The organism is Pseudodesulfovibrio profundus, from assembly GCF_900217235.1.
GTDB classification, from domain to species: domain Bacteria; phylum Desulfobacterota; class Desulfovibrionia; order Desulfovibrionales; family Desulfovibrionaceae; genus Pseudodesulfovibrio; species Pseudodesulfovibrio profundus.
Window position 1 is genome coordinate 3,622,274 of the sequence record NZ_LT907975.1, and the last position, 12,928, is coordinate 3,635,201.

The window sequence follows — 12,928 nt, forward strand, 5'->3', positions numbered from 1 at the left end:
TGAAACGCCCAAATGGAAACTTCTCATGGCTCATGCCGTTTCGCTCGTAATCATCTTCAACGGAGCGAACGGTGAGTCAGCAGTGAACGAAAACTCCATATTGAAACAGTACGTATGAATACAGCTCCTCTTGATATCTGGTTGAAAGATCGAATGGGTCTGGTGGATGTCGAACACGTTCCCACTCGGGAACAATTGCGGCAATGGCAGCTTGAGCGGCTTGTCGATGTCGTTGAACACGCCCGGAAGCACAGTCCGTTTTATGCAGATCACCTTGGAAACATTGACCCTTCATCCATTTCGTCATTTGAAGACTTTGCCCAAATTCCCTGCCTGACGCAGGACATTCTTCGCAATGAACCGGAACGCTTGTTGTGTGTACCGCAAGAGAGTGCTGGTTCACTGGTCACATTGAGCAGTTCCGGGACAACCGGGATGCCCAAGCATACATTTCATACCGCCGAAGATATGCAGGCAACCATCGATTACTTTACCTGGACCATGTCCAGACTGGTCGCTGAAGGTGAAGTGGCTTTTGTCCTGATGCCTGAAGATGGCCCAAGCAATGTAGGGCGATTGCTGAAGGAAGCGCTGGCCCGTTTCGGCGCGCAGGTCGTGACACACGGAATTCTGGAAGATGTTGATGCCGCCATCGATCATTGTCTGGAAACAAAAGCCACTTGTATTGTCGGTACCCCTGCCCATCTCAATGTGATGTCCATGGGCTGGGAGCAGCGTGGACTGATCCCGCACCATATCAACTCGGTCCTGCTGTGTTGGGATACTGTTCCGGGGCCTGTTGTCCACAGGGTGGAGCGGGTGCTGGGATGCAGCGTGTATCGGCACTGGGGCATGGTCGAAACCGGACTCGGTGGAGCGGTGGAGTGCGAGCCCCATTCAGGCATGCACCTGCGCGAAACCGATGTTTTTGTCGAGATCGTCCGAGTCGGCACATGCACTCCCTGTCCGGATGGGGAGTTCGGTGAAATCGTGATCACGACTCCGATGCGCCGTGGCATGCCGCTTATTCGCTACCGTACCGGCGATATGGGCCGGATAATCCCCGGAGAGTGCTTTTGCGGCAGTCCGCTTCGCCGTTTGGATACGCAGATACGGCGCATGACAGATACCGTTGATCTGGCAGGGGTCAACCTCTCCCTGTTCGATCTGAACGAGGCGCTGTATGCCGTGGAAGGACTGGCCGATTTCAGCGTGGAGTACAGCAGGAATACGCTCCGCATTTTTGCCTGCGGTCTGGGGCATGATCTGTCCGAATACATTCGCAATGCATTGCTTCGGGAAACGCAAGTGGGGAAAGCGCACGCAGAGGGTGCCGTTAATCTGGAAATTGTGGTACGGCAGGGCTGTGCAACCGTTGGAGAAGGATTGGGGAAACGACGTATCCGAACAGAGTAGAAAAAGGCGGTAACATGAAACGACGTACTTGTTTTGCAGGGGTGAACAGAGGTGTGCAGATTCCCGTGATACTCGCTGTCGGCATTGGCTCGAAGCTGATGCACAAGCAAAGGGGAGGTGAGGCGCTATGAAGATAGCTGCTATTATTCCGGCCTCAGAAAACTCCGCAAGCATGGGTGGGTTCAAGCCGTTGTTGCCATTGGGGGATGGTACCGTGCTTTCCACCTGTATCAAACTTTTCAGGTATAATTGCATCAAGCAGGTCATCGTAGTCACGGGGCATCGTGCCGATGAAGTGGCTGTGGAGGCACGAAGAGCCGGTGCAACGCCGGTATTCAACAAGGACTACCGTCAGGGTATGCTCACCTCCATGGTGAGTGGCGTCCGGGCGCTGGATGTCGGGGTTGATGCCTTCTTTTTCCTGCCCATAGACATGCCGACCATCAGAAATCACACCGTGACTCGCCTTGTATCTGCCTACAGGTCCGGGAAACCGGCTGTGTTGTATCCTCAATTCAATGGGCAGCGTGGCTATCCGCCGCTTATCGGTGCGGGCATGATCCCGATGCTGACCGCCCATGATGGGCAAGGAGGATTGGGGCGTGTACTGGATTCGGTCGAAGACCATGCCGCGGAACTCGATGTTGCCGATTGCGGTACTGTGTTCGAGTTGAATCAATTTCCCGATTATGAGCAGGCTGTCAGCCGAATGTTGTCAGAGGGACCGCTGGACGACGAGTGCCAGCAGTTGTGGGGCATTTACGATACGCCGTCCAACAACATCGCGCACTGTCAGGCCGTTGCCAATGTGGCCGAAGCATTGGGCGAACGACTCCATGTGCGAAGCGGGGCCTGGCTCGACATGGGCCTGGTGCGCGGAGCCGCCTTGACCCATGACATAGGCCAGGGGTGCAGGCAGCACGAGGTGGTCGGTGCACAGCGACTGCGCGAGCATGGATTTCATCCCGCCGCACGCATCGCGCTGGAACATTTTGATCAACGGCTGGAAGTCGAAGATGCGGTGAGCGAAAATACCCTCGTCTTTTTGGCCGATAAACTGGTCTGCGGCTCACACCCCGCACCATTGATGCAGCGGTATGAGAAGAAGCTGGAGCTTCATGGACATAAGCCGCGAGCTAAAAAAGCGATTCTGAGCCGAATGGACAGAGCAAAGAATATTCTGGCGCGTGTGGATCGCGAGATCGGCCAGTCTGCCGAAATGCTGGCTCAAGAAGTGCTCGGCTGATCGGACGGTTCCATCATGTAATCAGACACATGCCGTGTTGGTGAAAGTCACTCGTTTCCGCTCCTGTTCATGGTAATGGGAGCGGAATTTGTTTTGTTGACAATGGCCGTGCATGGTGAGCTGGGTCAATTCATTGTGTGATCAGAGCTGGGATTCAATGGGCAGGATTCCCAGCAGTCCGATGCCGAAGCGCTGAATGAACGAGGAATGCGGGTCGGACCGGTATGTCTTGGGGTTCGTGCCAGGAGCATCCCAGCGCAGCCGTTCCACTCCGTCGCTGTCCGTGATCAGGCGCACGGTGTACGCTTTGGTTTCGAGTGTCTTCTCCACCCCCTGCTTTAGCTCGTCAGCGATATCGGGTGAATCGATCATCAGGCCGACTTCGGTGTTCTGGGCAAAGGAGCGCGGGTCGATATTCAGGGACCCGACAAAGACCTTTTCATCGTCAATGATGAACGTCTTGGCGTGTAGACTCGCCTTGGATGACCCTTTCAACCCGCTGAAATTGATATCCCGGTCAGGATCAGCCGGCTTCAACTCATAGAGTTCCACCCCGGCTCGTAACAGGTTCTTTCGATACTTGGCATATCCTGCGTGTACGATGGGTACGTCGTTGGACATCAGTGAATTGGTGAGGATGCGAACCCGAACATTGTTCTCCACCAGTTGCTTGAAGTATTTGACGCCATCTCTTCCCGGAACAAAATAGGGTGATACGAGCAGCAGTTCCTTTCGGATATTGCTCAGGTCGCCGTGAATGCTGGTGGAAAGCATCAGCTCCCTTCTTCCTTCGGTGTCCGCGATCTTTTCCGGCAGGTCGAATACGGCTCGCGCATTGCCTGTCTTGAATGGTTGCGTGGAGAGAGGAACGTTCATCAGCTTCGAATCACTGACTTTTTGCAGGAAAGGTTGGTTCTGGGCTTCCGTGAGCGGGTCCAGAGCCATGGACAGGGTCGTTTCCGTCGAGTGCGGTGGGCCTGTGTGGAGAACCGAGATGGGGTAGGCCAGTTCGCTGTTCCAGTAGGCATCAAACTGGTAGGAAACATCCTGAACCACATCGCCGGTACACATGGCGTCGAGATCAAGAAAATCGACATCGGCGTGGGCCTCGAAATACTCGTCACCGATGTTGCGCCCTCCGACCACGGCAAAGGTATTGTCCACGATGAACGTCTTGTTGTGCATCCGGCGTGTCACATGACCGAACCGGGTAAGGAACTGGGTGAATCGGTTGATGTTGCGGGAAAAGGGATTGAAAATGCGTACTTCGAAATTGGGGAGCGCATCCAGTGACGCTGCGCCGAGGTCCCGTCCCGCCAGATCCATATCATCGACCAACAGCCTCACCCGCACGCCGCGCTGTGATGCCTGAACCAGCTTGGCGATGAACAGCTTGCCCGCCATGTCGTTATGAAGCAGATAGTATTGCGCATCAATGGTGGTTTGCGCCTGCTCGGCCAGTAAGGCACGGGCCGCAAAGGCATTGATGCCGTTGCCCAGCAGCAGGATGGCGTCTTCCCCGTTGGGAGTAGGCAGGATGGTGCGTGCTTCGTTTTGCAGATCAGAGCCTTCGACCGCGGGCAGGGCGAAGGACTCCGAGCGCTCATACCCTTTGGGGAGTGTGGCGCAACCGTACAAACCGAAATAGATGGCGACTAACTGGAGTAAAATACGCTTCATGAACGGCATCCGGGGTAAAAAGGTGTCATGCTATGTAATATAAGCGCAACAGGGTGTCTTTTGTCCAGTTATGTCTGTCATGAGAGTTTTCGGCACTCTTTACTCCCCGTCAGTTACCTTGGTTGATCGTATCGGTGTGCCGACATCCGGCACCATGGCCGTAGCTGCTTTGAGCAGCGTCTCCTGCATGGCGACCAGTCCGGCTGCGGCTGCGGTGATCCCGGTGTAGGGGGGCATGGAGATGGTCAGTGTTTCTGGCACGGCATCCTTTCCGCTCATATCGAAAATGACTGGAGTGACATCTGCCGCAAGGCATTCCTCTGCCAATCGACGTACCGACTCACTGTCGTTGTCTGATGGGCATAAGAGAACCACGCCGATTCCTTTGCGAAGCATCTCGAACGGGCCATGACGAAACTGACCTCCCTCCAGAGAAAATGCAGGGATACGAGCCAACTCCATGAAGTAGAGCGATCCGGCGTCGGCCACGCCCTGCAATACTCCACGGCTGGAGAGAATCACGCAGTCACTCTCGGAAAGATGGGAAACAACGGCTGCGTCTTCGTATTTGCTCGGAGCGTTGAGGTATGCCTTCAAATCGTCAAGCGGCTGCCCGAGGCAGGCAAGAACCGCTCCATGCATGGCAAGGGAAAGAAGCAGGCTTCGGGTGGCGGCGAATCCTTTTTCGACTTCTCCTGCCCCGATGAGGCTTGGAACGCGATCGGCCAGAGGACTGAGCGGGTCCAGTGTCAGGCCGAAGATTCCGTCAGTACTTTCGGCAGTATCGAGATAGCGGATGATTTCCCCTGATCCACCGGATTGGGACGTCAGAATGACGGTTTGCTTTCCTGCAATGGGGGCGCGGAGATATTCGGAGAGCGGTTGGGCTGTGGCATCAATGCCAGCGGCGCGGTAGAGCGGTTCGGCAACGCGGTTGATCCAGTGGGATGCACCCATCCCAAGCAAAAGCAGCCGCCCGGTGGCCTTGGCATGTTTGGCAATCTCGCTTGCTCGCTGCTGGTTGGTATCCAGCGAAACCAAGGCGTCACGGTGCTGGCGGGCCATTTCGCTCTGGAGCAGTTCCAGGCCGGTGGGGGTATTTCCAGTGGTCATTGCAGTCATCCTTTTTTGTCGTCGGCTCGGGAACACTTCACGCCGTGCCGGGATTCACCATGCTTCTATATGCCAAAAGCACGGCGTTGTTTCAACAAATTCGGATGACTATAACTGGTAACGACCGTTCCGGCAAAGGGAGGACGGGGATAGCCCGCGTATGAAAGAGGGGCTTTAAGCCAGATTACTGGGCTATCTCGACGTCAATGACTGTATCAACCAGTGTCTTGGCCTCGACACCGCCGCAGCTCGGTTTGGCTATTTCGTTCAGGATGAGTGCGAATCGGTAACTGCCCGGGGTATTGAAGGTCATGACCGTGGTCGGGTATCCTGTCTTCACCGTGGGCTTTGGCCCGTTTGGTCGGTTGAGATAGCGGACATTGACCGAAGAGTACGTCCCGGTTGGGAGCGTATATCCCTTGAGGTCAAAGACCAGCGTCACCGGTTGACCGACCGTGGTTTCCCCTTCGATGCGGACCTCGGCATCAGTTATGCCGGTGTCACCGGCATCCGCCGGAATCGGCATGGCACAAGCCAGAAACATGATCCCTGCCAGCAGGAGCAGCATGGGAAGACGCGATAATGTTGTGTTCATGGTTGCATGATACGTCTTCGCCGGTATATTGCAAGGTATGGGTATGTACTGGGTAGCTGTCTGAAGGAGCGATTATGAAGAACATGAGCGAAGGTCGAAAGCACTATCGGGATATCTTGAAAAGCATGCCGAACGAGGAGGAATATTTTCTCGAACGGTGGTCTGTCCGTATGGAACAGGCCGGATATCTTCAGCATACCACGGCCAAGCGTGTTGATTGTCTGCAGGCCTTGAACGACTTTCTGAGTCCCATGATCGCGCACTGGGAGATGGGCGGCGCCGAACCGGATTTCCCCTGGCTCATCCGCCACGAGAACGAATGGGGCAAACCACAGATCGAGTCGGCGCGTCGCCATCGAATGCGCGGCATTACCTCGGACATGTATCTTGGGTGCTTTAAGACATTCATCCATAGCCTCATGGATGTCATCGAGAAGATGGACGCCTCCTATGAGACCAAGGTTCAGGCCCGTCGTCATGCCAAGCTGTATGGCGATGCCCTGGAAGTGCTCTTTGTCCGGGACTGGACCAAGACCCTGCCGGACATGGCCACACGCGAACTTGATCATGCCAACCGGCTCCTCACGCTGGAGAAGTGTCGCTTCGAGAACATCCTGAACGCCACCTCAGACCTCATTCTTGTGGTCGATAGTGAGGGGGTCGTGACCAACGTCAACGAAGCGGTCAAGGCAGTGGTGGATGAAAAGGACGTTATGGGTGTTCCCGTCTGGGATGCACTGGTTCTGGAAGGCCAGTCTGTCGAGGACCTGCTCAAATACTATCCCATAGGCATGTCCTGCGAAATGAGCCCTTTTGATGATGACATCATCTACCGGTTGCAGATCAATTCCATCGGCAATGTCAGCATGGCCAGTGACGAGTACATGATCATGCTGACCAATATCACTGCCCACGCCACCCAGCGCGAGACTCTGGAGCGGGTGGTTTCCGAGCGCACCGAAGCCTTGCGCCAGGAAAAGGAACAACTGGAAGAGATGAACATCACCCTGCGCAACGTGCTGCAGAGCATCGATAAGGAGCGGGAAGACCTCCTCGGTGAAGTGACAGCCAAGGTGAACAACTTCGTGCTCCCTGCCCTGGACCGTATTGAAAATGAAGAGGATGCGGGAATCCGTAAAGGGTACCTGACCGTGGCCAAGGATCAGCTTGCCCGCCTTGCTCCGGGCAGTGCCTCGTCCGAACCGGGCCTGCTCAAGCTGACGCACATGGAAACGCGTGTCTGCCAATTCATTCAGGCCGGGCATTCCTCCAAGGATATTGCCAACAGCCTCAACCTTTCCATTGAAACCGTGCAGACGCACCGCAAGAACATTCGCCGCAAGCTCGGCCTGCATGGCAAAAGCGTGAGTCTGTATGCCCACCTCAAACGGATCGGCCTCTCCAACTGACTGGGTATATTTTTCTACCCATTTTATCCCCACTTTCCCGTCTGTCGTCCTTTTTGAATACTATAATACATACTATGTGTAATTCCTGTATTCTCAAGAGTGGAGGACTAGGTGGCAGACAATGAACACATAATGGAAAAAGGAGCCGCACTGCGGGATTTCTTTGCATCCGTGGATGCGAATGATCTGCAGGCGGCCGGACTGGCCCTTGCGCAGCGCTTCAATTTGCCGCTGGACGGGGAGATTGACTGGACCGAAGTGGAGTACGACTTCAATCGGCTCTTTGTCGGTCCAGCGGCAGTGCCGGCCCCGCCGTATGCTTCTGCCTATCAGGTGGAGCCGACGCTGATGGGGAAACCGGCACTTGAAGCGCGCAAGGTGTATCGACGTCTGGGGCTTGCCGTTCCCGATCAGGGACAAACCCCGGATGATCATCTGGCGTTTGAACTGGACGCAGCCATTGCCCTGATTGGGCTGGACGTATCCGGGGATGACGACCTTGCCGGGACTAAGGCGTGGTTCATCGCCGATCACATGGGGAAATGGGTTCCCGATTTTATTGCCGCGATCAAGGCGGAACAGGACGTCACCCCTGCGGTGGCCGTTGCAGCCGATGCCCTGGGGCGCTGGCTGGAAAGCGCCGTGTCGCACGACAGACACTGAAGCGGATGAAAGAGAGGAGTATGAGTATGTCAGAAAAACGAAAAGGCCTCAGCAGACGACGTTTTCTGCAGGGAGTCACTGCAGCCGGTGCGGCAGCCATGTTGCCATGCAGGTTCCTGATCCCTGCCGAGGCGCAGGCGGCCGGATTCAATCCGGACGAGTACAAGGTGTTCCGCAATGCCTGCCCCAGAAACTGTTATGACACCTGTAGTATCAAGACCTACGTCAAGGATGGCGTGGTCGAGTATATTGAAGGTGCCCCGGAATCGACTTTCACGGACGGCGGATTGTGCGTCAAAGGGTACAGCTACACCCGTCGGCCATACAGCCCCAATCGGGTCAAATATCCCATGATTCAGGATGGCCGCCGCTCGGGCAAGTGGCGTCGCATCTCGTGGGACGAAGCCATGGACAAGATCGCCAGAAAAATCCTTGAACTCAAGGAGCAGGACGGCAATCTGCTCGGATTGGGCCTGACCAAGTATTCCGGCAACTTCGGCATTACCAACTATGGTGTCGAAGGCATGATGTCCTCCCTCGGGTACACCACCCGTTTTGTCGGCACCCCCTGCTGGCCCGCAGGTATTGACGCCCAGAACTACGACCTGGGTAACATGTGGTGTAACGACCCCGAAGATATGGTCAAATCCAAATACATCATCATCTGGGGCGCCAACCCCGCATGGTGTTCTGTTCACACCATGAAATACATCCTCGAAGCCAAACGTCGTGGCGCCAAGGTCGTGGTCATTGACCCGCTCTTCACCCAGACAGCGGCAAAGGGCGATGTCTTCTGGCAGCCCAAGACCTCCAGCGATGGCGCGCTGGCCCTTGGCATGGCCAAGCACATTCTGGATCAGGGGCTGGTGGATACTAATTTCGTCAATCAGCACAGCCTCGGTTTTGATCAGTTTGTCGACTACCTCAACGCCAATGTGACCGTTGAGTGGGCGGCAGAGCAGAGCGGCATCCCGGCGCAGGATATCCGTGAAGTGGCCGAAGAGTTTGCCACAGCCGATCCGGCCACCATCTGGATCGGATACGGCATGCAGCGCCACGTCAACGGTGGCGCCTCGGTTCGTTCGATCGACGCGCTGGTCGCCATGACCGGCAATGTCGGCAAGGAAGGGGGCGGCGCACGTTACGGCCACCTCCAGACTTGGGGATTCAACTACAACGCCTTTGTTCAGAAGCAGCCGGAAGGGTCCAAGGGATTCGTCGGCGGTGCTGCCAAGGGTGAATTCGATTTCTCGGGCGATTCCGAGCAGAGCTACTCTGACCGTAGCGTCAATATCAACAAGACGGCACAGGAAATCCTCGACACCAAAGACCCGGCCATCAAGATGCTGTGGGTCTCCTGCAAGAACCCGTTCGGGCAGGACTTTGATCGTCCGAAGCTGGAAAAGGCGTTCGACACGCTGGATATGGTCGTTTCCGTGGAGCAGTTCTTCACCGAAACCGTGGCCAACTCCGATATCGTGCTGCCCGTCACCACGCTCTTCGAGGAATGGACCGTCAATGTCTCCTACTGGCACTACTGGCTTGGCATCAACGAGCAGGCCATCAAGCCCATGTACGAGACCAAGTCCAACATCGAAATCGCGGCTGCCCTGTCCACAAAGATGAATGAGCTGTCTCCCGGTTCCTGCACCTTCCCGCAGGAAATCGATACCAAGGAATGGATGGAGAAGGAGTTCAACCAGGGTATCTACGATTACTTCGGTATCGAGGACTGGAAAGACCTTCTGAACGGACCGGTCAAGGCCAAGTACGCTTCATCGGCATCCTGGCATGACATGAAGTTCGGAACGCCGTCCGGCAAGTACGAGTTCTTCTCGCAGCAGTGCGAGGACAACGGCCACAAGGCATTGCCCGAGTTCAAGGCGGGGCGCGACAGCTACGACAAGTTCCGTCTGCTCACTCCCCACACCAAGTTTGGTATCCACTCCCAGTTCGTCAATCTGGACTGGATGCAGGAATACTACAAGGAGCCGTTCGTCTACATGCACCCCGGTGCAGCGGCCGAAAAGGGCATCGAGGATCTGGACATGGTCCGTGTCTTCAACAAGGTGGGCGAGCAGCGGGTACGCGTCAAGCTGACGGACAACGTCGCTCAAGACTGTCTCCTGATGTACACGGCGTGGTTCGGCAAGGATTCGAGCTTCAACGTACAGAACCTTGTGGACGATGAATCCGCCGATATGGGCGCATTCAAGGCGGGCGCTCCCGGCGTCGCCATTCATGACCAGTTTGCCGACATAGAACGGGTCTAAGGAGTAGTGACGATGAAAAAACAATACGCGTTTCTGGTTGATGCCGAAAAGTGCATCGGGTGTTTCACCTGTGCCATGGCCTGCCGGAACTTCTATCATCAGGAAGAAGGTGTCATCTGGCGGCAGGTCTATCCGCTGGACGAGGAAATATACCCCCATCGGGAACGGGCGTTCTTCTCGCTGTCCTGCAACCATTGCGAGGACCCGGCGTGCCTGAATGTCTGTCCGGTGAAGGCGTACACCAAACGGGAAGAGGACGGCGTGGTCGTGCACCATCAGGAAAAATGCATCGGCTGCGGTAACTGTATCCGTTCCTGCCCCTACGGTGCCCCGAAATACAACCCGGTCGAGAAGCGGGCCGAAAAATGCAGCCTGTGTCACGAGCGACTGGATGCCGGTCTGCAACCCGCATGCACGCAGTCCTGTCCCACGGATGCGCTTCAACTGATTGATCTGGCAACCCATCGCCAGACCAGCGAAGTACAGTATCCGGCAGGGTATCCGAAAATGAAGGACCTGAATCCGTCCACGCGGTTCATCCTTCCCAAATTGCCGAAGATGGTGAGGAGGTAGATATGCAGTCCATGGAACTCTCACTTGTCATCTTTACGGTGTTGTCTCAGGTGGCAATCGGCATGACCTTCATGCGCGCTCTCGGTACGGTCTCCGGTCCTGACGAGGGTGATGCGAAGAAGGAATGGCAGATGGTTGCCGGGCTGATGGTGGTCGGAATGATCGCCTCGCTCTTTCACCTTGGCCATCCCGAAGGTGCGATCAATGCCATCGCCCACTTGAACAAGGCGTGGTTGAGCCGCGAAGTGCTGTTCGCCGGTGCATTTGCCGGTCTGGCCGTGCTGGCTGCGGTCCTCAGCGGCAGTGAAGGCAAGCCTGTATTCGCGTGGGGTGGCGTGGTGCTCGGGCTTGGTCTGATTCTGTCCGCGGGTATGACCTACGCACCTCCGGCACTGCCTGCTGTGAACAACGCACTGCCCGCGCTGTTCTTCCTGATCTCCGCGGTCATGCTCGGCGCTGGATTCGCAAGCTGGTTCGCCGGTGAAGCTCGACAGCCGATGCTGGCGCGCGTGTTCACTTCCGCAGCTGTGGTCGGGCTGGTTCTCTATCTGGCTGCCCCGTGCATCTGGCTTTCCGGCAGCACGGTGATGCGCATGACCGCCGAGGCCTGGCTTGGTTCCGGCTTCTACTGGGCGCATATCGGCGTGTTGATTGTTTCGCTTGGCGTGATCTGGAAGACACGGACCATCCCGGTCTGGCTGCCCGTGCTCGCCTTGGCAGGCGAACTGCTGGGACGCGCCGGATTCTTTGCCGATACGATTCATACCGCTGCCAACATGGGTGGTTTATACTAACTGACCCCCAATGATCCGCTTGCCGAATCAAACGGCAATGATCTCATGATACTACACATCAAAGGCTTCCTGCTGATGCGGGGAGCCTTTGATTCTTTCTGATGTGACCGGTCTTTTTCAGCCGACATGCCCATGGAGAAACTTCCTTGTGCCGAAGAGGGTACACTGGGTCCCGTTCGGGAACATTGCCATGTTTTTTGTTCCCGACAGGGAACGCTTGTTTGGTGACAGCAAAAGCAGTGGTAAAATAAAGAGTCATAATTTCAAGTGCATAGAATGTAAAAAGCCGATGGCACGCTAGTTGCCTATATGAGGTCATCACAAATTGGAGGATCTCATGACGAACAATTCATCGGCTATAAACGGTGCAGATTTGCAAAAGAGCTTCGCGCAGGAAGTTCTGGACAGCCTGCCCGGTCTTCTTCTCATCACATCTGTTGCAGTTTTCGCGCACTACACTGCGCCTTTGTTGCAGCAGTATGATTTCTTCAAGGGGCTGTACCAGATAACTAGCCCATATGTCTTCTAACCCACTGTTTCAGTTGTTTAAACTGGCTTCGCGGATTGCTGTTATTAAAACGCCACTCGCATTCCTTTAAAAACAGAGAAAAATGCTTGGTTGGAATGCCGTTGAATTTCCTCATATGGCGTTTGGCCTGGTTCCAAAAATTCTCGATTCCATTGATGTGGTTGTGGCTATCTGCAAACAGCTTCGAGTGGTTGATTCGGAAGTGTTTGAACGCTGACACATCAAGGACATTGTAGCCATACCAGCAGTCCGAGTAAACCACACTGTCTGGCTGGATTCTTTCCTGAATAATGGGAAGCAAGGTTTTACCTTTCGCATCAGGAATCACCTGTGTATAGACCTTCCCGCCCCTTTTAAGGATTCCAAAAACAGGAACCTTACCAGCCGCCCCACGTCCTCTTTTGCCCTTTCGCTTGCCACCGAAGTAGCTCTCATCGACCTCAAATTCGCCAAAATCCATCCCTTCACAGGACTCTTCTACCGCTATGATTTCCCGGAGCCGGTGAAAGTAATAGGCGGCTGTTTTGACGTTCACACCAACCAGATCGGCAGCGCAACGAGCTGTCGTGCCAGCCACAAAATGTTCGATTAAACGAAGCTGCTTGTCCTTGCTCAAACGACTTTTTCGCATTGCCAT

12 protein-coding genes are annotated in these 12,928 nt (G+C 55.3%); 8 read left to right on the forward strand and 4 right to left on the reverse strand.

All coding sequences use genetic code 11. The annotated features are described in order from the left end of the window. Positions 1-114: 114 nt before the first annotated feature. Together DPRO_RS16920 and DPRO_RS16925 are read left to right on the forward strand one after the other, a co-directional pair. Positions 115-1,416 (forward strand): DVU_1553 family AMP-dependent CoA ligase, encoded by a 1,302-nt coding sequence (locus DPRO_RS16920; protein ID WP_097013129.1) that lies wholly within the window; start codon positions 115-117, stop codon positions 1,414-1,416. Positions 1,417-1,543: 127 nt separating this feature from the next. Continuing rightward, positions 1,544-2,662: a DVU_1551 family NTP transferase gene (locus DPRO_RS16925; protein WP_097013130.1), complete on the forward strand. Its 1,119-nt coding sequence runs from the start codon at positions 1,544-1,546 to the stop codon at positions 2,660-2,662. Positions 2,663-2,803: 141 nt separating this feature from the next. Here DPRO_RS16925 and DPRO_RS16930 read toward each other — a convergent pair whose 3' ends face one another. From DPRO_RS16930 to DPRO_RS16940, 3 genes are all read right to left on the reverse strand, one after another. Next, positions 2,804-4,342, reverse strand: a complete 1,539-nt coding sequence (locus DPRO_RS16930; RefSeq protein ID WP_162291190.1) for a phospholipase D family protein — start codon at positions 4,340-4,342, stop codon at positions 2,804-2,806. Between the two features lie 99 nt (positions 4,343-4,441). Beyond that, positions 4,442-5,455, reverse strand: a complete 1,014-nt coding sequence (locus DPRO_RS16935) for an SIS domain-containing protein (protein WP_157917536.1) — start codon at positions 5,453-5,455, stop codon at positions 4,442-4,444. 184 nt (positions 5,456-5,639) lie between these two features. After that, complete coding sequence (locus DPRO_RS16940) at positions 5,640-6,050, reverse strand: hypothetical protein (protein ID WP_097013133.1); 411 nt, start codon at positions 6,048-6,050, stop codon at positions 5,640-5,642. A gap of 74 nt (positions 6,051-6,124) precedes the next feature. On the opposite strand from DPRO_RS16940, the gene DPRO_RS16945 reads away from it, so the two are divergent. The 6 genes from DPRO_RS16945 (at position 6,125) to DPRO_RS16970 (ending at position 12,291) form a co-directional block, all read left to right on the forward strand. After that, positions 6,125-7,459, forward strand: a complete 1,335-nt coding sequence (locus DPRO_RS16945) for a LuxR C-terminal-related transcriptional regulator (RefSeq protein WP_097013134.1) — start codon at positions 6,125-6,127, stop codon at positions 7,457-7,459. Positions 7,460-7,570: 111 nt separating this feature from the next. Next, positions 7,571-8,122 carry a TorD/DmsD family molecular chaperone gene (locus DPRO_RS16950; protein WP_232005634.1) on the forward strand — a complete coding sequence of 184 codons (552 nt, stop codon included), beginning with the start codon at positions 7,571-7,573 and terminating at the stop codon, positions 8,120-8,122. A 26-nt stretch (positions 8,123-8,148) separates the two neighbouring features. Continuing rightward, a complete protein-coding gene (locus DPRO_RS16955; RefSeq protein ID WP_097013135.1) occupies positions 8,149-10,395 on the forward strand; it encodes a molybdopterin-dependent oxidoreductase in 2,247 nt (748 codons plus the stop codon). Between the two features lie 12 nt (positions 10,396-10,407). Continuing rightward, complete coding sequence (locus tag DPRO_RS16960; protein ID WP_097013136.1) at positions 10,408-10,968, forward strand: 4Fe-4S dicluster domain-containing protein; 561 nt, start codon at positions 10,408-10,410, stop codon at positions 10,966-10,968. 2 nt (positions 10,969-10,970) lie between these two features. Beyond that, the gene (locus tag DPRO_RS16965; RefSeq protein WP_097013137.1) at positions 10,971-11,762 is read left to right on the forward strand and encodes a dimethyl sulfoxide reductase anchor subunit family protein; all 792 of its coding nucleotides are present in this window, start codon (positions 10,971-10,973) and stop codon (positions 11,760-11,762) included. Positions 11,763-12,099: 337 nt separating this feature from the next. Next, positions 12,100-12,291: a hypothetical protein gene (locus DPRO_RS16970; protein WP_097013138.1), complete on the forward strand. Its 192-nt coding sequence runs from the start codon at positions 12,100-12,102 to the stop codon at positions 12,289-12,291. Here DPRO_RS16970 and DPRO_RS16975 read toward each other — a convergent pair. Beyond that, complete coding sequence (locus DPRO_RS16975) at positions 12,272-12,922, reverse strand: IS1595 family transposase (protein WP_097012874.1); 651 nt, start codon at positions 12,920-12,922, stop codon at positions 12,272-12,274. The genes DPRO_RS16970 and DPRO_RS16975 overlap by 20 nt on opposite strands. Positions 12,923-12,928 lie beyond the last annotated feature (6 nt).